This is a genomic window from Rhodobacter sp. JA431 (assembly GCF_900217725.1).
Classification (GTDB): Bacteria; Pseudomonadota; Alphaproteobacteria; order Rhodobacterales; family Rhodobacteraceae; genus Rhodobacter; species Rhodobacter aestuarii.
The window spans coordinates 166,274-187,690 of the sequence record NZ_OBMP01000007.1 but is presented as its reverse complement, the minus strand read 5'-3'; the positions used below and the strand labels follow the sequence as shown (position 1 = coordinate 187,690).

Here is a 21,417-nt window from a genome sequence, read left to right as displayed (position 1 = left end):
GCTGCAACGCAGCGCACCGATCATCCCCTCAGCTAGCGCGGCGGCAAAGTATAGCAAGCCCTTTGACCTAAAAGCCTGTGTGGCCTCCCCCCAGCGCTGCGAAGGAGCCTAGTCTTGCACAAGCGACAGCACTGGTCGCGGCGCGGCGTTTTGCGGTTGTTGTGCCGGAGCGGGTTCCGGTTTGGCCTGCCGATAGTGAGCTGCAACACAATGGTTGCGCCCCCCCTCTTTGGCGGTTTGCAGGGCGGCATCGGTGCGCGCCAAAGCTGCAGTCAAGCTTTCTGCTTGCAGATTGTAGGGGCCAAACCCGAAAGAGGCGGTCACGCCAGCAAGCGGGAAATCATGCGTGGCCCAGCCCATGCCGCCAATCGCGCGGCGCAATTGTTCGGCTTTGGCCTCCAACACATCGTGATCGGTTGCTTCCAGTAGCACCAAAAATTCCTCACCGCCCCAGCGGGCAAAAACATCGCCCGGCGCAAGCCGCGCCTGCACCACATCGGCCACCGCGCGCAAAACCCGGTCCCCTTCAATATGGCCCATCGAGTCATTGATGCGTTTGAAATGATCAAGGTCGAACAGGATCATCCCGCTCAGCCGGGGATTGGCCTCAATCGCGTCAATCAAGCCGCGCCGATTGAGCGCGCCGGTCAATTGGTCGTGGTGCAGCGCATGGGTCAGTTTTGTGCGTTGCAGATGCATTGTGGCCCCGGTGTAAAACACCACCGCCAGCAGCAAATATTCCATCGCTTCAAAGGCGAAGATCATCTCTTCCAGATGGTTGTGGCTAAATTCCCCGGTGTGGGACAGGAGCGCACCGGTGACAAAGGGCACGCCAATGATCACGCCCAGCATGATCAAGAAGGGCTGCCGCAATTCCCCCGAAGCCACGAAAACGCGAAAGACGGCGCTGTTGGCATGGCGCAGAACCAATGCGGTGAGCGCGCCCAAAAGCGCCGTGAGCGAAAAGATTGAAAAATGAATATCTTCGTTAAACAGGCTGAACGAGAATTTGAAAAGGGCCCCGGCGGCAATGAACCAGCCAAGCGCGACGATGCCAACGGCCAAACGCGGCGAGACCCGCTCGGCCAAAAGTGCGCCATTCAAGATCAAAAGCGCCCTTGCGGTATTGGTCGAAAAGGCGCCGGTCAGCCCCAGATCGAGCCCCCAAAGGGCAAAAATATCGGGCGAGACCAGAATGGGCCAGCTTGCAAAGAGGGATTCCAAGATCCGTTGCCCCGCCACCAGCACCACCATGATTTGCGCGAGTGTAAGGCTCAGGCGGGGGCGCAATAAAAGCCCCAAGGCGGCGACCAGATAGCCCGCAGCCGAAACCGGATGGAGCGAGGCGCTTTGCATCACATCCGACAAGATGACGTTATGCGCGCTGCCCAAAAGGACGATCGCGATCACAGTAAGTGCAAGGATAAGGATCATCGGGGTGAACCGTGTCGCATGAGTGGAGACGTCCATGGCGAACCTCCTTGCCACGGTGTTACTCGATAAAGGGCCGGGGCCCGTGGGGGGCGCGGCACGTATGCATTACTCAGAATATTAGGCGCGCTTATGCTTAAGAGAGTGTTACTCTTAAAAGTTTTTTCTTAACCTTTGATTTGATACATTAAATTTCGATATTTGATCAAAAGGAAAGGGGGCGCACACCTTTTGAGCGCCCCCTTTTAAGCCATAAGCGACGACTCACCGCCGTTTTGCGACGGGACTCTTTCACACCCCGCCCGAATGCACGACCTCGTAATAGGTCTTCTCCAACTCGGCCTTATGCTCGGTTTCTTCTTTGGCGAGGAATAAGAACGCATCGCGCAGCGGGCCTGCGGGCGCGGTTTTGGCGAGTTCGGTATATTGCTCCATCGCCGCCGTTTCGCGCATCAGCGCATATTGCAGCACGGCTTGGTCGTCGGGGTTTGGGCCAAGATCGGGGGTTTGCACGCAATCTGAAAATTTCGGGTCCGCGACGGGGCGGGTGATCTCTTCTGCCAAAACCGCCTCTACCGCCGGGTTTTGCGCAAGCTCGGTGAAGATGCGGATATGCTCGGCCTCTTCTTCGGCCAGTTCCTCCACCAGCCAACGCAGGTCTTTCGAGACTTTGGGCACAAGCTCGGAATAGAACCGATGCGCAACGCGTTCAAACTCGGTCGCGACCTCAAAGATTTCGCGCACCGTTGTTTTGCCTAAGAGTCGTTCTTTGTTGGCTTCACTCATTGCACCACCTCCCCTTGGGCAATCGCTTCCATCACTGTGCGCGCCGCGCGGTGCCCATCGGCCACGGCGTTGATCACATCGGGGCCTTTGACCGCATCGCCCGCCGCAAAAAGCCACGGTTCCGAGGTGCGCATCTCGCTATCTATTTTGATCCGGCCCCGGTTCCACTCCAGCTTTTCGGTCAAGGCTTCGCCCAAAAGCGCGGTGTCGGCCATTTGCCCGATCGCCTCGATCACCAGCGCGCCTTGGTGGATTTGTTCGTCGCTTTCGTCATAGGCGGGGGCAAAGCGTCCCTCGGCATCAAAGATCGAGGTCACCGTCCAAGTGCGCAGCCCTGTCACTTGGCCAGAGGGGTCGCGCATCACCTCTTGCGGGCCACGGCTGTCGAGGATGAGAACGCCTTCCTCATCGCCTTCGACCAGTTCTTCTTTATCGGCGAGAAAATGCGCGCGGTCTTCCAGCGCGGTCAGGGTGAGGCCCACGCGGCCATATTTGATCTTTTGCAGCCGCGCCATTGAGCGAGCGATGTCAAAGGCCACGTTGCCGCCGCCAATCACCACCGCCGTTTCGGGCACCGGCACGGTCGGGTCCCCCGCCGTGATGCGGCGCAAAAGGTCCACCGCGCGTTCCACGCCATCGCCATCAGAGCCCGGAATCCGCGTGCCGCGCCCCATTTGCAGCCCGATGGCAAGGATCACTGCGTCATGCGATTGGCGCAGCTCCTCCATTTCCACATCAACGCCAACCACGGTCGCGCATTTGATCGTGACCCCCATCGCTTCAATCACCGCGATGTCACGGTCGAGCGCATCATAGGGCAGGCGATATTCGGGGATGCCATAGCGCATCATGCCGCCGGGTTTGGGCAGCGCCTCATAGACCGTGACTTTCACGCCTTCACGCGCCAGATCATAGGCCGCCGTCAGGCCGCCAGGCCCCGCGCCAATGATCGCCACGCTTTTGCCCGTGGCGGGTTTTGGCGCGCCGATCAGGTCCACCCGGCGTTCGAGCGGCACATTGTCGACGATATGGCGCTTGAGCCAGCGGATCGCGATCGCATCGCCCTCATGCACCGCCGCGCAGGAGGTTTCGCATTTATGGGTGCAAATGCGCCCGCAGACTTCCGAAAACGGGTTTGTCTCATACAGCAGTTGCAAGCCGCGATCATAATCTTGGTCACGCACGGCGGCGATATAATCGGGGATCGACATATGCGCGGGGCAGGTGGCAACACAGAGCCCGCATTCGACGCAGCGATCCGCTTCCAAAATCGCTTCTTCGCGCGTGTAGCCCGCGCAAATCTCGTTGAAATTGTCGATCCGCTCATTGGCGTGCAGTTCGCCCATCGGGGACCGGGTCGTGCCAGACAGCACCCGCCCGCTTTCGCGTTTATAGCCTGCTTGCTTGTCTTTCCACGGCTCATTCAGGCCGGGGATGAAGCGGAAGGCATCGGGGTCGCTGTCCACCCAAGTGTATTCGTTCGACATGGTGAGCGAGCCCGTCATGCAAATATCAACGCACAGCGCACACCAGCAGCAGCGGCCATAGTCGATCATCGGGCGCAGCCCGCTGTCGCCTTTTTCGGTGTTTTGGCCTTCGACCGGGACCATATCAATCGCCCCGTTCTGGCAAATCGCCTCACAGGTGCCGCAGCCGATGCAGGCATCCATATCGTTTTTATGAAAGCCCCGGTAATGCTCCGATGCTTCGCGGGTGAACGGGTCGGCAATGCTAACGGGCGCATCCAAAACGCGCTTCCAGACCGAGAACGGGGTTAAAACCTCACGCAAAGACATGGGCTTACCTTTCAATTTCCGGCGGATAGGTGTGCAAAGACACCATCAAGGCCGCGACGTCAGAGATATTGGTGCCGGGGATCAGATGTTCGAGCAGCGCCATCGCATGGGTGTAGCTGGGGCCACGCACATTGATCCGGCGCGGGTAGCCCGAGCCATCGGTGACGAGGTAGTAGCCATATTCGCCGCGCGAACATTCGCCCTTGATATAGGTCTCGCCGCGCGGGATTTTCCAATGCAGGACATTCGGCAGCTTCGCCATCACCGGGCCATCTTTCGGCATTTTTTTCAGGATCTGGCGGATCAGGTCGATTGAGGTCTGAATATCCGCGCGGCGCACCTTGGCGCGGGTGAAAATGTCTGAATCCAAACCCGTCGCGACCTCAAAGTCGAGTTGGTCATAGACCAGATAGGGGCTGTCTTTGCGCACATCTTTCGCCACACCGCCCGCGCGGGCGTTGGGGCCAGTGACGCCATAGGGTTCAAAAAGCGCAGGCTCGATCACACCAATCCCTTTGGTGCGGAGTTGGAAGACCGAATTGGCAAACATCACCTTATCGACATCTGCCAAGTAGGTCTCGGCGGTTTGCAAGACCTCTTCCATCCGCGCGGCAAACCCCTCGGGCAGATGCCCGCGCACGCCGCCGGGAAGAATGAACATGTGATAGATGCGCGCCCCGGTCAGTTCCTCAAACCGGTCCAGCATCAAATCGCGGACATAGGTCATCCATTGTCCGGTGATGCCCAATCCAAGCGCGCCGCCAATACCGCCCAAAAACATCATATAGCTGTTGAAGCGGCCCATCTCCAAAATCAGCGTGCGCATCCAAGTGGCCAGTTCCGGCACCTCGATCCCAGCCAATTCCTCGACCGCCGCCGCATAGCAATATTCGTTGAAATCGGGTTCAGGCACGCAAACCCGGCACACGATCGGGAAGACTTGGATGAAGGTCCGCCGCTCCATCAGCTTCTCAAAACCCCGGTGCAGGTAGCCCACATGGGTTTTGCCTTCGACCACCTCATCGCCGCACACGGTCAGTTCGACCGACATATTGCCAGTGATGCCGGGGTGGTTTGGCCCGTGCCAAAGCTTGAGGTATTTGCCGGTCTCTAGGTCGATCTCCAGCTTTCCGTCGGGGCCCGGTTGGGGGTATTCGCTGCGGTCTGGTTGGAAGGAAAACATCTCAGCCCCCCGGATAGAGTTTGGATTTCATATATTCGCGCGGGTCATGCGTGACGCGGCCGGGCCGCTCGGCATAGGTTTGCTGCGAATAGGCCAAACTGTCGAAATCGCGCCGATAGGGGGGCAGGTCGGTCCAGCCCTCCACGATGAACTCCTCATCCAGCCGTGGCGAGCCGGGGAAGGTGATCCCGAACATCTCTTTCAACTCGCGTTGATAGGTCGCCGCCGTGGGCCACAGATCATGGATGCTGTCCATTTGCGCCGTGGTGCGGTCCAGCATCACCCGCACGCCCAAGGTCAAATCGCGGGCGCGGTTGTTCATCATATAGGTCAGCTGAAACTGGCCCTCTTCAAGCCAATCCACGGCGGTGAGCAGCACCAGATGGCTAAAACCTTGGGTGTCGCGCAACTCGGTCAAGAAACCGCGCAGATTTGGGGCGGGCAGGGTGACGAAGGCGAGGGTCTCGCGCCGGAGTTCGAGCGGGCCAAGCGCATGGCGGGGGGTTAGAAGGGCATGAAGGTCGCGCATCATCTCACCAATTGTAATCCGGCATGTCCCAGTCCTTGATCACGGACTTCTGGGCGGCTTTGTAGCTGGCAAAGTTTTCGGCATAGCGGTTTGCGCCCTCGGCCTTGCCCGCACGAATGAGCTTTTTCAGTTCGATAAAGCCGTGCAAGAGCGCCTCTGGCCGGGGCATGCAGCCTGCGATGTAAAGATCGACCGGCAGGTAATCATCGAGCCGCTTGATCGTGTTGTAACTGTCCCAATACATGCCGCCATTGATTGTGCAGGAGCCAAGGCCGATCACATATTTCGGCCCCTGCATCTGCTCATAGGCACGGATCGCGCGTTTGAGCGTTTTGACGCTGAGATAGCCCGAAATAATCAACAGGTTCGCTTGGCGCGGCGTGGGGCGCCATTGCACGCCGTAGCGATACGCATCAAAGCGCGGTGTCATCAGCGGGCGCATTTCAATCGCCCCGCAGCCGGTGCCAAAGCCCAAAATCCACAAGCTGTTGGAGCGCGCCCAGTTGTAGAAGTTCTCGACAATCTGGAAATAGGCTTTGGGGTGAACCTTGGGGGCCGCCTCGCAGAAGTAGTCTTTCAGCGGCTCGATGGTGATCTCTTGGCCGTCGGGCGTGGTGACGGTGCGCGGGCGCAGTTCTTCGCGCAAAGGCACGGTCGCGTCGATCTTGCGGAAGGTTTCGTCAATATCTTTCATTGCTCACACCATCAGAATGGCAAGCACGCCAACCGGCACGCCCCATTTCATGAAGAAGCGGATCGACTGCTCCACCCGGAAACGCGGATGCACCACGCCGATGAAGGCCGAGACCATGTAAAGGGCAAAGACCTTGATCGCGAATTCGCCCCAACTCGACGCGCCGCCGAAGAACAGGTTCATGTAGATCACGGTTTTCGCCACCGGGAAGATCGCGCGGTTGGTTTGCATCAGCGCGAGATAGGCAGAGTGGTATTCGGTGGGTGGGCCAATAGGGATTTCTTGCGGGGCCAGCACCACATCAAAGGGCGGGCGCATCATCGTGCCAACAAAGGCAAACATCGCCGCCACGGTCGCGAGCGGGTTGGTGAAAAGCGTCCAGTGGAAAAGCCCGCCTTGCTGGGCGGCCACAATCTCGGTGATGTTGAGCGTGTGGTATTGCACCGCAATCGCATAGACAGCGAGGGCGAGCGGCAGTTCCGCCATCGTCACTTGTGCAAGCCCACGCGAGACACCAATCGCCGCATGCGGATGCCCGCTTTCGCCCGCGCCAAGCGCCATGCCAAGTGTGCCAAAGAACACAAAGTAGAGCGCCAGCACCAGATCCCCCGCGAAGGAGAAGTTCTGCGCCCATGTCGAGCCGTAGATCGTTGGCACGAACAAAAGCAGCCCCACACCGCCCGCGAGCCGGAACACCGGGCCAAGGTAGAACATCACACCGTGTGTGATTTTGGAGCGTTGCGCGAAGTTCTTCACCAGATCGATGTAGTTTTGCCAAAACGGGATGCCGTGCCGCCCGCCCACACGCGCGGCGATCTTTTGTACGACGGCGGTCATGATCAGCCCATAGTTCAACACGATGAACAGCGTCAGCAGCGCGTAGGGGATTTGCACCCAGTGAAAACTGCTCATGCCACACCTCCCAGCGCGATCAGATAGACGGTCACCACAAACAAGATGACCTGCACGGCATAGGTTTGCCCGTTGCCGCTATAGAGTTTGCGGGTGAACTCGGCGGTGCCCGAAAGCGCCTCGCTCACGCCGCCCCAGAACCGGGTGACGAGCGGCATTTCCATGAAGCCCATCGCGCGGCGATAGGGCGCGAAGAAGTTCCAAGCGAAATGGGTGGTTTCGGGGCGATAGGGGCGCTCGGCCGAGAAAACGATGTTGAATTGTTTCACCTTCACCGCATCGTGGTTCTTGGCGATCAATATCCCGAAAAGCGTGACAAAGATCACCACAATCACCACCATGATCGCCACCGGGTTCCAGTTGCCAAAGGCGCTTTCCACCGCGCGGCCATGCCAGATAAGCGGCTGATCGCCAAAGACCGTGCCCAAGAAACGGTCCACCCGTTGCAGCACAAGGCCGGGCACGATGGCAAAACCGATCAGGAAGGCCACAAAGATCATCTGCGGCACCAAAAGCCAGATCGGCGCTTCTTTGATTTGGCGATTTTCGTCCTTCAGTTGACCCAAGAAGATCGTGTGGATCAACCGGAAGAGGTAAAGGAAGCCAACCGGGCCAGACATGAAGATCAACACCAGCGGCAAGCGCAGGTCGGTTTCCAAAATGGCGTTGTAGAAGATCCAACGCCCGCCAAAGCCCGAAAGCGGCGGCACGCCCGACATGGCGATAATACCCACCAGCACCGAGACAAAGGTGAAGGGCATCAGCGTGATCAGCCCACCCATTTTGTACATCAGCTTGGTGTGGGTGCGTTTGTAAACGCCGCCGACCGCCAAAAAGAGCATGGATTTATAGACATAGTGGTTGATGACGAACATCACCGCCAAAAGCCAACCAAGGTGGTTCATCAGCGCTAAGCCAAAGAGCGCATAGCCCATTTGCGAAATTGAGCTATAGGCCAAAAGCCGTTTTGCATCTTCTTGGAAGACGGCGAGCACCGCGCCGACAAAGGCCGAGATTGCGCCGATCCAAGCCAGCACATTGACCAGATCAACGCCATGCAGGCTTTGCCGCCCCATCGCCAAAAGCAACACCACCAGCCCATAAAGCCCGGCTTTCAGCAAAATGCCCGACACCATCGGCGAGACATCGGTTTCCGCCTCGGCATGCGCGCCGGGCAACCAGATATGCACACCGACAGAGGCGGTCTTGGTCATGAAGCCCACGGCCAGCAGGACAAAGACCCAAGGCGCCACCTGGTCTGGCACAAGGCTCAGCGCGCCAAGCGGGAAGGGGGTGACCCCATCAGCGGCAAGCGCAAAGCCCGAAAGCAGCACAAATGCGCCGCCAAGCGAAAAGATCATATAGCTCAGCGCATGGGGTTCAGATTGCTTGCCGCGCAAAATGAGGAAGTAACTGCCCAAGGTCATCACTTCCCAAGCGGCAAAGAACTCAAATGTGCTTTGCGCTTCCAGCAAAAGCGCAAGCCCCGCATACATCAGCATTGCAGGCGGGTAGAAGCCAACCCGGCGGCCGTCTTCATTGAACGAGGCGAGCAAGATCACCGCGCCGCCCAAGATCATCACCAACAGGAAGATCAGCCGCATCGGGTCATAAACCCCGGCATGGGCGGCAAACCAATAGACAAGCGCCAAGATCGCGAGGCCGTTTTTGATCCGCGCTGGCATAGGTTCGAGCGCAAGGAAGAAAAGCGCCGCCAGCATCGGCACGGTGGCGAGCAGATTGCCGTTTTCCGACAGATCGCCCCAAAGCGCGCCCAAACCAAAGGCGGCGGCCAAAGTGGTCAGCACCACCATGCAGTCGATCTGTTTTGGCCCCAAAGGCGTGTCGGTGTCGCGTTTCATCGCCATGCCGAACCAGCGGAACAGATAGACCGCTTCAATCAGTGTGCCGATCAGGATTGTCGCGAGGATCGGCAAGCGGTCGGTGGTCGCAAGCACCTGCGCCAATTCCCATTTGGCGTAAAAGCCGGGGAAGGGGGGCAGGCCCGTCAGCATCGCCAAAAAGGTGGCAAAGGCGATCACAAGCGGCGGGCGCACACGGATCGCGGCCCAATCCGCCAGCCCGCGCGCCTTGACCATGATCGACATCCAGAAAAGCCCGGCCTTGGCCACGGCATGGCTCAGCACCAGCCCGCCCGCGACGTAAAGATAGCCCTCGCCCAGCACATCTTGCTGGCCGATCACCGCAAGCAACAGCCCCAACTGACCAACGGAGGAATAGCCCAAAAGGCGGCGGTCATTGTCTTGGCGCAGCGCCACGATATTGGCACCGATGAAGCTGATGAGGCCAAGAAGGGTGAACATGGCGAACCAATCAGGGCCCGCCGCTTTCACCAGCTTATCGGCCACCACCAGCATCGCCGTGCCGGAGGCAGCCGAAAAGACCGCCGAAAACCCGGGATGCGCGGCGGTGTAAACATCCAAAGCCCAGCCGTTTGCGGGGAAGGGTTTCAGCTCCAAGACCACCGCGATCAAGATCAAGAACAGCGCCAGCCCCAGCCCGCTAAAGCCCATCGCCGTTTCAGGGATGTCGTCGATATTGAGCGAGCCGGTCGCGTGATAGGTGAAGATGATGCCCACCAAGAGCAAGATCGTCACAAGCTGGCTGATGATCAGATATTTGAACCCGGCTGCAATCGCGCGGATGTCTTTGGACAAAAGCGCAAGGCCCCCGGTGGAGATCGCCATCAGTTCCAAAAAGACAAAGAGGTTGAACACATCGCGCGTCATCACAAGACCCGACAGCGCCATGATCAGCACAAGCACCACGGCCATTGAGCCGCGCCCCATGCGGGTGAGCGCGGTGCGCAGTGCCAGCACCGCCAAAAGGCCCGTGAGCGTGATCAGCGTGATCGCCCCCGCCTCCATCAGCCCCATGCGCAGGTTGATGGCAAAAGGCGGCTCGGCACCTGCGGTATAGATTTCAACCGGGGCGGCGCCTTGGGCGAGCACGATCAGCCAGCCCACAGCAATCGCCGCCATCAGCCCCAAAGCGCCCAAGGTCAGCCCAAGCGCCAGCACGGCGCGGCGGCGGTTCAACAGGCCCAGCCCGAAGGCGGTGCCAAGGCCAATGGCCAGAATAAGGATCGGGCTTACCATTTCAGATCCATGAATTGCGAGATGTCGAGGCTGCCGCGCAGCCGGAAAAGACGGTAGGCATAGGCGAGCATCAACGCGGTGACGCCCAAGCCAATGACAATCGCCGTCAGCACCAGCACTTGCGGCACCGGGTCGATGATGCGGGCCGCCGCTTGGCCCGCAGGCACGGCGCTATCCAAAATCGGTGCGGTGCGATGCGCCATATAGCCCACGCTCACCAGCACCACATTCACCCCGGTATCGGCGATGGTGAAGGAGACGATCATCCGCAAGATGTCGCGGTTGGTCAGCGCGCCATAAAGGCCCAGAAGGATCAGCGTGAAGCCGATCAAAAGCGAGACTTGCGCCATCACGCATCCTCCGTTTCTTCAAGGCTTTCGAGGATCGAGGCGAATTCTGCGCCCACTTTGAGGCCAATCAGCACCGAGACGATGGGGATGATGCCCGCCGAGAAAAGCGCGCCAAATTGGCCCAGCGGCAGGAGTTTGTTGTCTAAGAACCCGCCTGCAAACAGCATCCCCAAAAGGCCCAACCCCACAAAGGCAAGGCCCGAGGCGCTTTCGACGCGGTGGATGATCTTGTGCCCAAAGCGGCGCGACGGATCGGCGAGCAGCAGCAGCAGCGCGCCCGAGGCCAAGATCGCCCCGCCTTGAAAGCCGCCGCCCGGTGTGAGGTGACCGTTTGCCATCACATAGGCCCCCAAAAGCGCAATCAGCGGGAGCAGCATTTTCGTTCCGGTGGTGAGCAATTCGCCCGAGGGCAAAAAGCCCGAGCCAGAGGCGCCTTTGGGCGCTTTTGACCGGCTCAGCACCAGCGAGACGATGGCGGCGGTCAAGAAAAGCACCGTCACCTCGCCCAAGGTATCGAGGCCGCGCCACGTGATCAGCACGGCGGTGACGACGTTTTGCGCGCCGACTTCTTCTTGCGCATGGGTCGCGTAATAGGCAGCGGTGCGGTTGAGCTCGGCCGCGGGTTCAAAGCCCATCGTTAGCGTGAGGAAGGCGCTGCCCAAAATGAAAAGCATCAGCCCAATCAAAGCGTTGCGGATCATTTCTTGCCCTCCCGCCGGATCCGGCCCAGCACGTAGAAAAAGAGGAAGGTGGTCAGGCCCGAGCCAATCGCCGCTTCGGTCATCGCCACATCGGGCGTGGCCAAAAGCACAAACAGCACCGAGGCAAAAAGGCTCAAGAGCCCCGCCGCCAAAACGGCGGTGGCGGTTTGGCGGGTGATGAGGGCAACGAGCGCCGCCCCGATCATCCCCGCACCGCATAAAAGCGTGGCCAGCATCAACAGCGTCATGGCTTGGCCTCCTCATCTGCGGCGAGCGCATCAAAACGGGTGCGCGGATCGGGTTTGACGCCTGCCCGGTGCGCGGCGCGCGCCAGCACCTGCGACGAGAGCGGGTTGGTGAACATCAGGAAAAGCGCGATCAGCACCAGCTTGATGGTCCAGCTCGGCGTCAAGATCGCCGCGCCCGCCATTGAGAGGATCATGCCGAGCGTTGTCGCTTTGGTGCCCGCTTGAATGCGGGTCCATGTGTCGGGCATGCGCCACACGCCCAGCCCGCCAAGCGCCAGAAAAACGGCCCCCGCGGTTAGCACGATTGCGCCCAAAAAGCTTTGCATCATTCGCCCCCTTCCAAATAGCGCGCGGCGACAATGACGCCGAGGAAGGACAAAAGCGCATAGACCAGAGCGACATCGAGATAGATCGCCCGGCCTGTGGCGAGCGCGATGATCACCAGCCCCGCGACCGAGATGATGGTGAGCGCGTCAAAGGCGACGACCCGGTCCACCGCGCGCGGGCCAATGGCAAAGCGCGCCGCCGAAAGGGCAATGCCAAGGGCGGCCAACAGGCCCGCCAGCCAAAGCTCAGCCATAGATCACCTCCAAATATTTTTCAAAGCCCGCCACAATTTTGCGGGTGGCGGCTTCGGGGTCGGTGGTCTCGGCCACGACCCAATGGACATAGATGTGCTCTCCCTCAATCTCGACAGAGAGCGTGCCGGGGGTGAGGGTGATGGAATTGGCCAGCAAAAGCCGCCCCACCGGGTGGGTGAGATTGGTGCGGACCTTCACGAAAGCGGGTTTGACGGCGATCTTGGGCATCAACACCAGATGCGCCATCGACAGGTTCGCCTTGATCAGTTCTTTGAAGAAGAAGGCGATATAGCCGAGCGTTGCCAAAGGTTTGGCCTTGTATCCTGAGAGGAAAGACAGCCCGTTTGGCAAGAAATAAGTGATCGCTGCTGCCACGATCAGCCCAACGACCGCCACATCGGGGGCGAGGGACCCATTGAGCAAAATCCAAAACAGGAATGTGGTGGCAAAGAGTTTTGCGGGTGCGAGCCTGTCGCTCATGGGGTCCTCCGCGTGGGGCGTGAGGGCGCGCTTGGGCAAACCTTCTCCGGTCACGGCAAGCGTGTGCCGTGGCGCAGGGAAGAGATGGGGAAGGCGCGTCCGATCTGCGTATCAATATGCAGATATTCAACTTGTCCGATTTGACCTCGAACAAATGCCGCAATTTTTTGCGAGGGATTTCGTGCTTTGCGTTTTGGGCAAAAGGAGGGGGCCCGCACGCCCAAAGGCGGGGCCCCCTCCGGCTGTGGTGGGTCAGGCCTGTTCGCGCGACACCCGACCCGCCGCAGACATAATCAGCACATAGAGCGCGGGCACCATGAAAAGCCCGATGAAGGTGGAGGCGACCATACCGCCAATCACCCCGATGCCAATCGCGTTTTGCGCGGCCGCCCCCGCGCCCGAAGCGGTGGCGAGCGGCATCACCCCCAAGATGAAAGCAAGCGCCGTCATCAAAATAGGGCGTAGGCGCAGGCGTGCAGCCTCGATTGCTGCGTCTTTGAGCGTGCTGCCTTGCTGGCGCAGGCTTTCGGCAAATTCGACGATCAAAATCGAGTTGCGCGCCGCCAAGCCGATGGTGGTAAGCATGCCGACCTTGAAGTAAACATCATTCGATTGGCCAAAGAGCCAAGCCGCAATGAGCGCGCCCAAAACACCGACGGGCACGGCGAGCATCACCGCAAAGGGAATGGTCCAGCTTTCGTAAAGCGCAGCAAGGGCAAGGAACACGACCAAGACAGAGATCGCATAAAGCAGCGGCGCTTGGCTGCCCGATTGCTGCTCTTGATAGCTGAGCCCTGTCCAAGCGAGTCCATAGCCGCCGTCCAGCCCTTCGACCAGGTCTTGCATGACCTCCATCGCGGTCCCGGTCGAAACGCCACTCGCCGCAGAGCCGGACACCGAAATCGCCGAGGTTGCATCAAACCGGCTGAGCGTCGGCGGCACCGGCTCCCAGCTTGTGGTGGCAAAGGCGGCAAAGGGCACCATCTCGCCCGAAGAATTGCGGGCATACCAATCAAAGATGTCTTCGGGCTGCATCCGATAGGGGGCTTCGGCCTGCACGATCACCGGGCGCAGCGACGAGCCAAGCACAAAGTCATTCACCTCGTCACCCGCAAACAGGGTGGAAAGCATCGCATTCACTTCCGACAGGTTCAGCCCAAGGCTTTCCAGCTTTTGCTGATCCAGCGTCAGCCGCAGCGCGCTTTCAGTCTCGGTCCCGTCCACGCGCACGGTGGTCAGGCGCGGGTCTTGGCCTGCGCGGGTTTCCAACTCTTTCGCCGCCGCTTGCAGGGCTTCGGTGCCGTTGCCCGCTTGGTCGATCAGGTAAAGGCTAAAGCCGCCGGTGTTGCCCAAGCCCCGAATTGCGGGGGGCTGCATCACGAACACACGCCCCGCACGGATCGAGGCAAAGGCGGCGTTCGCCCGCCCGGCAATCGCGCTCGCGGTAAGGTTTGCATCGCCTGCGCGGGCGTCAAAATCTTTCAACTTCACAAAGACCATGGCGCGGTTTTGCCCCGAGCCACCAAAGCCAAAGCCAAGCGAAGCAAAGGTGCTTTCGACGCCATCCGCCTCGGTATTCAGAAGGTAGTCATTCACCCGGTGCAAAACGGCGCGGGTTTGTTGCGTGGTGGCCCCGTCATCAAGCTGGATGATCGTCATCAAAACGCCCTGATCCTCGGTCGGGATGAAGGAGGAGGTGAGCCGCTCATAAACCGCCCCAGCCCCGCCCAGCACCAACAGAAGCGCGGCAAGCATCAGCACCGGGGCGCGCAGGCTTTGCCCCACAGCGCGGCCATAAAAGGCGGTGAAACGATCCAGCCCGCCATTGAACCAGCGTGCGGGCGCGAATTGCGGCTCGGCATCCCCCAACCGCAACAGCCGCGCCGACATCGGCGGCGACAGAATGATCGCGACTAAGAGCGAAAGCGCCATCGCGGTGACCATGGTGAGCGAGAACTGCCGATAAATCACACCTGTGGAGCCGGGGAAAAACGCCATCGGCAGAAAGACCGCTGCCAGCACAACGTTGATGCCCACCAGCGCTGCCGTGATTTGCCCCATGCTTTTGGCGGTGGCCTCGGGCGCGCTGAGCCGTTCATCACGCATCAGCCGTTCGACGTTTTCCACCACAACAATCGCATCATCGACCAAAAGCCCGATCGCCAGCACCATGGCGAACATGGTCAGCGTGTTGATCGAATAGCCCGCCGCGTAAAGCACCGCGAGCGTGCCCAGCAGCACCACCGGCACAGTGATCAGCGGAATGAGCGTGGCACGCCAGCTTTGCAAGAAAACGATCAAAACCAGCACCACGAGGCCCACCGCTTCAAATAGCGTATGTTCCACCTGCTGGATTGAAAGCTCGACAAAGGGAGAGGTGTCATAGGCGATGCGGAATTCCAGCCCCGCGGGCAAGGCGGCGGAAAGGTGGTCCAGCGTTTCGCGCACGGCGGCGGAGGTATCGACCGCATTCGCCCCGGTTTCCAAGTTCACGCCAAAGCCCGAAGCTGCCGTGCCGCTAAAGAGGCTATCGCCACCATAGCTTTCTTGCCCGATCTCGACCTTGGCCACATCGGCAAGCCGCACCGTGTCGCCGCCTTCTTCGGTTTTCAGCAGGATCTGCTCAAAATCCGCCACTGAGGTGAGTTGGCTTTGCGCGGTGATGGTGGCGGTGAATTGTTGGCCTTCCAAGGTGGGCTGGCTGCCCAGAGAGCCCACAGAAACGGTGGTGTTTTGGGCCTGCACCGCCGAGGTCACGTCGGCGGGCGTGAGTTGAAACCGCACCAGCGCCAGCGGGTCGAGCCAAATCCGCATTGCGTAGCCCGAACCAAAGCTGTTCACCCCGCCTACACCATCCGTGCGCTCAATCTGGCCCTCCACCTGCTCGGACATGATGTCGCCGAGTTGCAGCGTGGAATATTGTCCGGTGGTGTCGACCAAGGCACCGATCATCAAAATATCGGAGGAAGAGCGCGAGACCGTCACACCTTGGCTTTGCACCGAACTGGGCAGGCGGCTTTCCACCCGCGAAACCTTGGTCTGCACATCGTTTTGCGCATCGACCGGATCGACCGAGCCATCGAAGGTCAGCGTGACAGAAGAAGACCCCTCGCGCGAGGTGCTTTCCATATACAAAAGCCCGTCGAGCCCGGTCAGGCTTTCTTCAATCACCCGGGTCACGGAATTGAGCACCGCATCCGCCGTGGCCCCCGAATAGGTGGCCGAAATCCGCACCGTGGTGGGGGCAATATCAGGGTATTGCGCGACAGGCAGCCGGGTGTAAGAGGCCGCACCCGCCAGCATCATCATGATTGCCAGCACCCAAGCCAGAACGGGGCGTTTGAGGAAGAAGGTTCCCATCGGCTCAGTTCCCCGCAGCGGGGGTATCGGTGGCGGGGGCATCTTGCACCACGCCTTGCGCATCAATCGTCACCGGGACGGTGGTGATGGCGGACCCGTCTTGCAGATTGGTCAGCCCATCGAGGATCAATTGGTCCCCGGCTTTTACGCCATCGGTCACGACCCAAGCGTTTTGATAGCTGCCGTTTTCGGTAAGGGTACGTTTTTCGGCCTTGCCCGCCACGGCGACAAAGGCGCTGAGCGTGCCATCACTGCCGCGTGTAGTGGCGCGTTGCGGCACCAAAACGGCACGGGTGGTGCCCAGTGTTGTCTCCACGCGCAAAAATTGGCCGGGCAGAATTTTACGTTCCGGGTTGTCAAATTGCAGGCGCATCTCGGTGGTGCCGGTGGTCGACGAAACCGTGGTCGAGGGCGACACAAAGCTTCCCTTGCGATCATAGGTTTCGCCGGTTTCCAACGTGAGCGAGATATCGACCTGATCGGCGCGCGTCAGCGTGCCCGCCTCCCACATGGCGCGGTGTTCCAGCATTTGACGGCTCGATTCCTTCACATCGACATAGATCGGGTCGAGCCGGGTCACGGTGGTCAGCGCATCGGTTTGGTTCGCGGTGACGATTGCGCCCACCGAGACTGTGGCCATATCTGGCACGCCGGAAATGGGCGAGGTGATCTGGGTGCGGTCAAAGTTGAGTTGCGCCATGTCGCGATCTGCCTCGGCGGAGGAAAGCGTGGCCTCGGCTTGCGCCACAGCCACGCGCGCGGCTTCCACATCCTCGGTCGAGATCGAGGTGGTCTCGAGCTTTTTGTAGCGCGCATAGGTGGCTTTTGCGGCTTCGAGCGCGGCTTTTGCACCATCTACCGTTGCTTGGGCGGATTTGAGATCTGCCGCGTAAGTATCTCCATCAATGGTGAAAAGCGGCGTTCCCGCACGCACTGGGCGGCCCGCTTGATATAGGATTTCCGAAATGACCCCCGCGACACGCGGCCGAATATCGACCTGTTCAAAGGCTACGGCACGACCGGGCAGGGTGACGGTATAGGGCACATCGCTTTGGCTGAGTTCGATCACCCCCACTTCTATGCTACGCGCGCCTTGTGGCCCCTCTTGCGCCAGCGCGGGCGTTGCGAAAGTCAGCGCCAGCGCGGCCAGAAGCGTGCGGTGCAGTGGGGCGGAGGGGCGGAACATCAAGGTCATGGCGGCTTTCGCAAAAGAGGGGAGAGTAGCTAAACGCAGGCGCCGCAACTCTCCGTCGCTGCGGCGCAGAAGTATTAGGCGGCTTTCGCCTCGGGCGGGGGCAGTTCGGTGCCTTTGAGGCGGAGTGAGAGCAAAAGCGCGAGGCACATCACGCCACAGCCAATCATGAAGCTGCCGGCAATCGCTTGGCGAAAGGCTTCGGCCACTTGGGCTTGCGCGGCTTCGGGGAGGGTATGGATCACCTGCATCCCACCTGTGGCAATGGCGCTGGCATCGACGCCGCCGAGCCCCGCGAGTTTGGCCGCCAAAAGGCTGGTCATCACGCCGCCCGAGACAGCAACGCCAAGCGCGCCACCGAGCGAGCGCAGGAAGGACATCGCCGCTGTGGCCACCCCAAGCGTGGCGCGCGGCACGGCGTTTTGCACGATCACGGTTGCGTTGGGCATCGCGCTGCCCATACCCGTGCCCAAGACCGCAAGCGCGCCCAAGACCGGCACAACGCCTGCCTCTTCATGCGCAAGCGCTGCGAGAAGGCCAAGCCCTGCGGCCTCAAGAATGATGCCGCCCACCAAGAAGAGTTTCGGTTTGCCGATTTTCGCCGAAAGTCGCCCGCCCAAAACCGAACTGACCAGCATCATGGTGATTTGCGGCAGCATCACGAGGCCCGATTGCGCGGCGGTCATGCCCAAGACAAGCTGCAGATAAAGCGGCAGAAACACCATCGCACTCATCATCGCGAAGGTCATCCCGCCGGTCGTCAGCGTGCCAATGGTGAATGGGCCATTTTTGAAAAGCGACAGGTCCACCATCGGCTCGGCGGCGCGTTTTTCTTGCCAGATGAAAAGCGCAAGCGCGACAAGCCCGCCACCCGCAAGCAATGCCGAGGTGGTGGAAATGCGCGGAAAGACCGAGCCCGCAAGCGAGAACAAGAGTAGCAAAGCGCCCGCCGCGAGGGTGAGCAAAATCGCCCCCAGCCAATCAATCTGCTGACTGCGTTTTTCAACGGGGGGCAGTTTGAGGCCAATGACCAGCAAGGTGAGGGCAATCGCGCCCACGGGGATGTTGACGTAAAACACCCAGCGCCACGAAAGCGCGGTGGTGAGCCCGCCGCCAAGCAGTGGCCCCGCCACCGAAGAAAAGGCGAATGCCCCGGTGAAAAGCCCCTGATAGCGCAGCCGTTCACGCGGGCCGACGACATCGGAAATGGTGGTTTGTGTGAGCGTCATCAGCCCGCCGCCGCCGATCCCTTGCAGCAGGCGAAAGGCGATCAGTTCTTCGAGCGACTGCGCCAAGCCGCACAGCGCCGAAGCGGCGATGAAAAGCGTGATACAGCCCAAAAGCAAATTGCGCCGCCCGAACATATCGCCCAGCTTGCCAAAGATTGGCGTGGCGGTGGTGGAGGCGAGCATGAAGGCCGTGACCACCCAAGACAGATGCGCCATCCCGCCAAGTTCGCTCGCCACAGCAGGCAGCGCGGTGTTGACGATGCTTTGGTCCAGCGCGGCAAGCACCATGGCCAGCATCAGCCCGACCAAGATTACATGCAGATCGCGGCGGGAATGGTCGGGGGCAAAATCAGCGGGGGAGGTGGTCACGTCGGTCATCTTCAGGCCTCACAAAAGAAAGGCGGCGCCGGATGCGCCGCCCCGGATCGGCTTACGCCGCAAGCTTGCCCACCCATGCGGCATAGGCGGTCATGATTTTGCTGAGATAGGCTTTTGTTTCATCGGTGTTCGGGGCGCCGGTTTCATCAAAGAGCGTGCCCAAATGGCCCACATAGGCCTCGGGCTGGGAAAGCGTCGGCACATCAAGCACCACGAGCGTGTCGCGCAGATGGTGGTTCGCGCCATAGCCGCCAAGCGCGCCGCCCGAGCCAGAGACCACAAGCCCCGGTTTGCCGCCCCAGACATTGGAGCCATAGGGGCGCGAGCCGACATCCAGCGCGTTTTTCAACGCCGCCGGAAGGGCGCGGTTGTATTCGGGCGTGACAAACATCACCCCGTCAGCTTGGGTAATCTCGTTGCGAAGGCGCACCCAAGCGGCGGGCGGGGTCTCGGTATCCAGATCGGGGTTATAAAGCGGCAGGTCGCCAATTTCGATAAAGGTGAAGCGCAGGTTTTCCGGCGCGAGCTTGGTCAGCGCATTGGCGAGCGTCCGGGTCAGCGCGCCTTTGCGCAAGCTGCCCACAAGAACGGCGATTTCAAATGTTTGGCTCATCTTCTTATCCTTCGATTGGCCCGTGGTGGGCAAGGCGGGGGAGGCCGCCTGAAACTTGATGCTCCAGAGATACTGCGCATTTTGGCGCAATCAATGGCAAATGGGGTGAAGATATGTGCGTCAATGCGCAAGAGGGCGTGGAGATCCGCCGAGACTTTTTTGGGAACCGCGCGACGGAAGCTTGAGCGCGCCCATATGCCTTGAAAAGACAAAGAAAAAAGCCCGGAGGTAAAACATCCTCCGGGCTCACCCCCCGCGAGTGGGGCGCCACAGCGGGGCCCCAAGGTGCAGCCTTCCCACTGCACCCGGGAAGTCTTAGTGTGACAGATCATTCCAGACGTGCAACCACCTGATTGGCAAACGCATTCACCATGGCGACATAATAGGCAGGGCTGTCGAAATATGCGCCTTTCTTAAGCTTGCCGTCTTTGTCAAACGCGTGCGCCGCCGAGGTATTCACGGTGACGATGTAGCTGTCAAAGTCCGAGTTGTCGGTCTCTGAGGTGACATTGACTTGGCCCACCAGAACCGCCTCTTCGTCACTGGTGAGGGTCTGGAAGGTGTTTGCGAGCGCCAGCTCATCAATATCAACCGAGACGGTGGCCCCTTCCGGGGCCAGTTGCCCATCCGCAGCCAAGCGCGCGGCAATGGCTTCTTGCAGATCGGGCGCGATGCCACCCCAATAGGCTAGCGCTTCGGGATTGGCGATGGCGCTCAGGTCGGTTTCAACCTCGATTTGGTGAACCGGCGTGGTGGCCAGCGCGGGGCTTGCAATCATAAGGGCGGCAGTCGTGGTGATAAGAGCCTTGCGGAACATCTTTCTCTCCTGTGCTGAGCCCGGCAGATGCGTGTCGGGCCTTCTGAGAAAGAAACGCGCAAAGATGTGCCTGCGTTCCACCTTTTCACGCGCGCTTGATCACAAAAGAAAACCCGCCGTGCGCGCGGCGGGTTTTAACGGCGTCATGTGGGGCGCGATTAGCCCGCAAGCGTCTCGGTCGAGGCAAAGAACATCGCTTGGCTGACGGCGGAGCGGACTTGTTCTTCCGAAAACGGCTTGGTGATCAGGAAGGCCGGTTCGGGCTTGTCGCCCGTCAGCAGACGCTCGGGGAAGGCGGTGATGAAAATCACCGGAACCTCGCCGATATCGGCCAAAATGTCATTCACCGCATCAATGCCCGAGGAGTTATCGGCCAGTTGAATATCCGACAAGATCAGATCGGGGCGGGTTTTCGCGGCAAGCGCCACGGCCTCGGCACGGGTGCGGGCGACCCCGGTCACCTCATGGCCAATGGTGGAGACGATGTCGCTCAGATCCATCGCGATGATCGCTTCATCTTCGATCACCATCACGCGACCGGTGACGGCGGCGGCCATCTCGTCATTGGCGGCGGTGATCAGCGTGGCGACCTCTTCCGCATCCATCTGCATGATCGCGCCGATTTCTTCGTGGGTGAAGCCTTCGATCGAATGCAAAAGCAGCGCCTCACGCGAGTTTTTGGTGAGACCCGCCATCAGCGCTTGCGCGCGCGCGGCCAGCCCTTCGGTTTCTTCCCCGCCCGGCGCGCCTGCACTCGCCCAAACAAGGTGGAAGGCATGAAACAGCCCGACTTTGGGGCGCGAGGCGGCTTCGACCACCGAGGGGTCAACCAACAGGCTTTCCAAAGTCGCCACCGCAAAAGCGTCGCCCGATTTTTGATTGCCGGTCAGCGCGCGCGCGTAGCGGCGCAGGTAGGGAAGCTCCCCAGCGATCGCTTGCGACAAATCGAGGGTGGCGGTTGAGCTCATGGTTTTTTCTCCCCAATGCGAGTTTTTCTGGGAACCGAACGCTGTGTGGG

General features: G+C 60.2%; 20 protein-coding genes. All 20 read right to left on the bottom strand.

Annotation, left to right across the window (positions count from 1 at the left end; translation table 11 throughout):
- Window positions 1-108: 108 nt before the first annotated feature.
- Window positions 109-1,470, bottom strand: a complete 1,362-nt coding sequence (locus CRO18_RS14655; RefSeq protein ID WP_097082682.1) for a GGDEF domain-containing protein — start codon at window positions 1,468-1,470, stop codon at window positions 109-111.
- Window positions 1,471-1,722: 252 nt separating this feature from the next.
- Entirely contained in the window at window positions 1,723-2,217 is a 495-nt protein-coding gene (locus CRO18_RS14650; RefSeq protein ID WP_076484551.1) for a ferritin family protein, read from the bottom strand.
- Window positions 2,214-4,013: an FAD-dependent oxidoreductase gene (locus tag CRO18_RS14645; protein ID WP_097082681.1), complete on the bottom strand. Its 1,800-nt coding sequence runs from the start codon at window positions 4,011-4,013 to the stop codon at window positions 2,214-2,216. The genes CRO18_RS14650 and CRO18_RS14645 overlap by 4 nt, the downstream gene beginning before the upstream one ends.
- Window positions 4,014-4,017: 4 nt before the next feature.
- Window positions 4,018-5,196, bottom strand: a complete 1,179-nt coding sequence (locus CRO18_RS14640; RefSeq protein ID WP_097082680.1) for an NADH-quinone oxidoreductase subunit D — start codon at window positions 5,194-5,196, stop codon at window positions 4,018-4,020.
- Window position 5,197: 1 nt separating this feature from the next.
- On the bottom strand, window positions 5,198-5,725 hold the full coding sequence (locus CRO18_RS14635; protein WP_212710144.1) for an NADH-quinone oxidoreductase subunit C: 528 nt from the start codon (window positions 5,723-5,725) through the stop codon (window positions 5,198-5,200).
- Window positions 5,726-5,729: 4 nt separating this feature from the next.
- Window positions 5,730-6,419, bottom strand: coding sequence for an NADH-quinone oxidoreductase subunit B (locus CRO18_RS14630; RefSeq protein ID WP_212710142.1), 690 nt, complete (start codon window positions 6,417-6,419; stop codon window positions 5,730-5,732).
- Window positions 6,420-6,422: 3 nt separating this feature from the next.
- On the bottom strand, window positions 6,423-7,331 hold the full coding sequence (locus tag CRO18_RS14625; protein ID WP_076484554.1) for a respiratory chain complex I subunit 1 family protein: 909 nt from the start codon (window positions 7,329-7,331) through the stop codon (window positions 6,423-6,425).
- The gene (locus CRO18_RS14620; protein WP_097082678.1) at window positions 7,328-10,450 is read right to left on the bottom strand and encodes a proton-conducting transporter membrane subunit; all 3,123 of its coding nucleotides are present in this window, start codon (window positions 10,448-10,450) and stop codon (window positions 7,328-7,330) included. Before CRO18_RS14620 ends, CRO18_RS14625 begins: the two co-directional genes overlap by 4 nt.
- Window positions 10,444-10,800 carry a sodium:proton antiporter gene (locus CRO18_RS14615; protein WP_097082677.1) on the bottom strand — a complete coding sequence of 119 codons (357 nt, stop codon included), beginning with the start codon at window positions 10,798-10,800 and terminating at the stop codon, window positions 10,444-10,446. Before CRO18_RS14615 ends, CRO18_RS14620 begins: the two co-directional genes overlap by 7 nt.
- The gene (gene mbhE / locus CRO18_RS14610) at window positions 10,800-11,501 is read right to left on the bottom strand and encodes a hydrogen gas-evolving membrane-bound hydrogenase subunit E (RefSeq protein WP_097082676.1); all 702 of its coding nucleotides are present in this window, start codon (window positions 11,499-11,501) and stop codon (window positions 10,800-10,802) included. The genes CRO18_RS14615 and mbhE overlap by 1 nt, the downstream gene beginning before the upstream one ends.
- Window positions 11,498-11,749: a hydrogenase subunit MbhD domain-containing protein gene (locus CRO18_RS14605; protein WP_170952693.1), complete on the bottom strand. Its 252-nt coding sequence runs from the start codon at window positions 11,747-11,749 to the stop codon at window positions 11,498-11,500. Before CRO18_RS14605 ends, mbhE begins: the two co-directional genes overlap by 4 nt.
- Window positions 11,746-12,075, bottom strand: a complete 330-nt coding sequence (mnhG, locus tag CRO18_RS14600) for a monovalent cation/H(+) antiporter subunit G (RefSeq protein WP_097082699.1) — start codon at window positions 12,073-12,075, stop codon at window positions 11,746-11,748. The genes CRO18_RS14605 and mnhG overlap by 4 nt, the downstream gene beginning before the upstream one ends.
- Window positions 12,075-12,329: a monovalent cation/H+ antiporter complex subunit F gene (locus tag CRO18_RS14595; protein WP_076484558.1), complete on the bottom strand. Its 255-nt coding sequence runs from the start codon at window positions 12,327-12,329 to the stop codon at window positions 12,075-12,077. The genes mnhG and CRO18_RS14595 overlap by 1 nt, the downstream gene beginning before the upstream one ends.
- Complete coding sequence (locus CRO18_RS14590; RefSeq protein WP_097082675.1) at window positions 12,322-12,810, bottom strand: Na+/H+ antiporter subunit E; 489 nt, start codon at window positions 12,808-12,810, stop codon at window positions 12,322-12,324. Before CRO18_RS14590 ends, CRO18_RS14595 begins: the two co-directional genes overlap by 8 nt.
- Before the next feature lie 252 nt (window positions 12,811-13,062).
- Entirely contained in the window at window positions 13,063-16,170 is a 3,108-nt protein-coding gene (locus CRO18_RS14585) for an efflux RND transporter permease subunit (RefSeq protein WP_097082674.1), read from the bottom strand.
- A 4-nt stretch (window positions 16,171-16,174) separates the two neighbouring features.
- Entirely contained in the window at window positions 16,175-17,365 is a 1,191-nt protein-coding gene (locus CRO18_RS14580) for an efflux RND transporter periplasmic adaptor subunit (protein ID WP_097082673.1), read from the bottom strand.
- A gap of 74 nt (window positions 17,366-17,439) precedes the next feature.
- Entirely contained in the window at window positions 17,440-18,969 is a 1,530-nt protein-coding gene (locus CRO18_RS14575) for an MDR family MFS transporter (protein WP_097082672.1), read from the bottom strand.
- Window positions 18,970-19,021: 52 nt separating this feature from the next.
- The gene (locus CRO18_RS14570) at window positions 19,022-19,582 is read right to left on the bottom strand and encodes an NADPH-dependent FMN reductase (protein WP_097082671.1); all 561 of its coding nucleotides are present in this window, start codon (window positions 19,580-19,582) and stop codon (window positions 19,022-19,024) included.
- Window positions 19,583-19,910: 328 nt separating this feature from the next.
- Entirely contained in the window at window positions 19,911-20,399 is a 489-nt protein-coding gene (locus CRO18_RS14565) for a hypothetical protein (RefSeq protein ID WP_097082670.1), read from the bottom strand.
- Window positions 20,400-20,557: 158 nt separating this feature from the next.
- A complete protein-coding gene (locus CRO18_RS14560) occupies window positions 20,558-21,367 on the bottom strand; it encodes a response regulator (protein ID WP_097082669.1) in 810 nt (269 codons plus the stop codon).
- Window positions 21,368-21,417 lie beyond the last annotated feature (50 nt).

What these genes read in the sequence shown, in the direction of transcription:
- CRO18_RS14560 (WP_097082669.1), bottom strand. Translation starts at nt 21,367, where the DNA reads ATGAGCTCAACCGCCACCCTCGATTTGTCGCAAGCGATCGCTGGGGAG.
- CRO18_RS14590 (WP_097082675.1), bottom strand. Translation starts at nt 12,810, where the DNA reads ATGAGCGACAGGCTCGCACCCGCAAAACTCTTTGCCACCACATTCCTG.
- CRO18_RS14635 (WP_212710144.1), bottom strand. Translation starts at nt 5,725, where the DNA reads ATGCGCGACCTTCATGCCCTTCTAACCCCCCGCCATGCGCTTGGCCCG.
- CRO18_RS14640 (WP_097082680.1), bottom strand. Translation starts at nt 5,196, where the DNA reads ATGTTTTCCTTCCAACCAGACCGCAGCGAATACCCCCAACCGGGCCCC.
- CRO18_RS14645 (WP_097082681.1), bottom strand. Translation starts at nt 4,013, where the DNA reads ATGTCTTTGCGTGAGGTTTTAACCCCGTTCTCGGTCTGGAAGCGCGTT.
- mbhE (WP_097082676.1), bottom strand. Translation starts at nt 11,501, where the DNA reads ATGATCCGCAACGCTTTGATTGGGCTGATGCTTTTCATTTTGGGCAGC.
- CRO18_RS14615 (WP_097082677.1), bottom strand. Translation starts at nt 10,800, where the DNA reads ATGGCGCAAGTCTCGCTTTTGATCGGCTTCACGCTGATCCTTCTGGGC.
- CRO18_RS14575 (WP_097082672.1), bottom strand. Translation starts at nt 18,969, where the DNA reads ATGACCGACGTGACCACCTCCCCCGCTGATTTTGCCCCCGACCATTCC.
- mnhG (WP_097082699.1), bottom strand. Translation starts at nt 12,075, where the DNA reads ATGCAAAGCTTTTTGGGCGCAATCGTGCTAACCGCGGGGGCCGTTTTT.
- CRO18_RS14585 (WP_097082674.1), bottom strand. Translation starts at nt 16,170, where the DNA reads ATGGGAACCTTCTTCCTCAAACGCCCCGTTCTGGCTTGGGTGCTGGCA.
- CRO18_RS14570 (WP_097082671.1), bottom strand. Translation starts at nt 19,582, where the DNA reads ATGAGCCAAACATTTGAAATCGCCGTTCTTGTGGGCAGCTTGCGCAAA.
- CRO18_RS14625 (WP_076484554.1), bottom strand. Translation starts at nt 7,331, where the DNA reads ATGAGCAGTTTTCACTGGGTGCAAATCCCCTACGCGCTGCTGACGCTG.
- CRO18_RS14605 (WP_170952693.1), bottom strand. Translation starts at nt 11,749, where the DNA reads ATGACGCTGTTGATGCTGGCCACGCTTTTATGCGGTGCGGGGATGATC.
- CRO18_RS14620 (WP_097082678.1), bottom strand. Translation starts at nt 10,450, where the DNA reads ATGGTAAGCCCGATCCTTATTCTGGCCATTGGCCTTGGCACCGCCTTC.
- CRO18_RS14650 (WP_076484551.1), bottom strand. Translation starts at nt 2,217, where the DNA reads ATGAGTGAAGCCAACAAAGAACGACTCTTAGGCAAAACAACGGTGCGC.
- CRO18_RS14580 (WP_097082673.1), bottom strand. Translation starts at nt 17,365, where the DNA reads ATGACCTTGATGTTCCGCCCCTCCGCCCCACTGCACCGCACGCTTCTG.
- CRO18_RS14565 (WP_097082670.1), bottom strand. Translation starts at nt 20,399, where the DNA reads ATGTTCCGCAAGGCTCTTATCACCACGACTGCCGCCCTTATGATTGCA.
- CRO18_RS14630 (WP_212710142.1), bottom strand. Translation starts at nt 6,419, where the DNA reads ATGAAAGATATTGACGAAACCTTCCGCAAGATCGACGCGACCGTGCCT.
- CRO18_RS14595 (WP_076484558.1), bottom strand. Translation starts at nt 12,329, where the DNA reads ATGGCTGAGCTTTGGCTGGCGGGCCTGTTGGCCGCCCTTGGCATTGCC.
- CRO18_RS14655 (WP_097082682.1), bottom strand. Translation starts at nt 1,470, where the DNA reads ATGGACGTCTCCACTCATGCGACACGGTTCACCCCGATGATCCTTATC.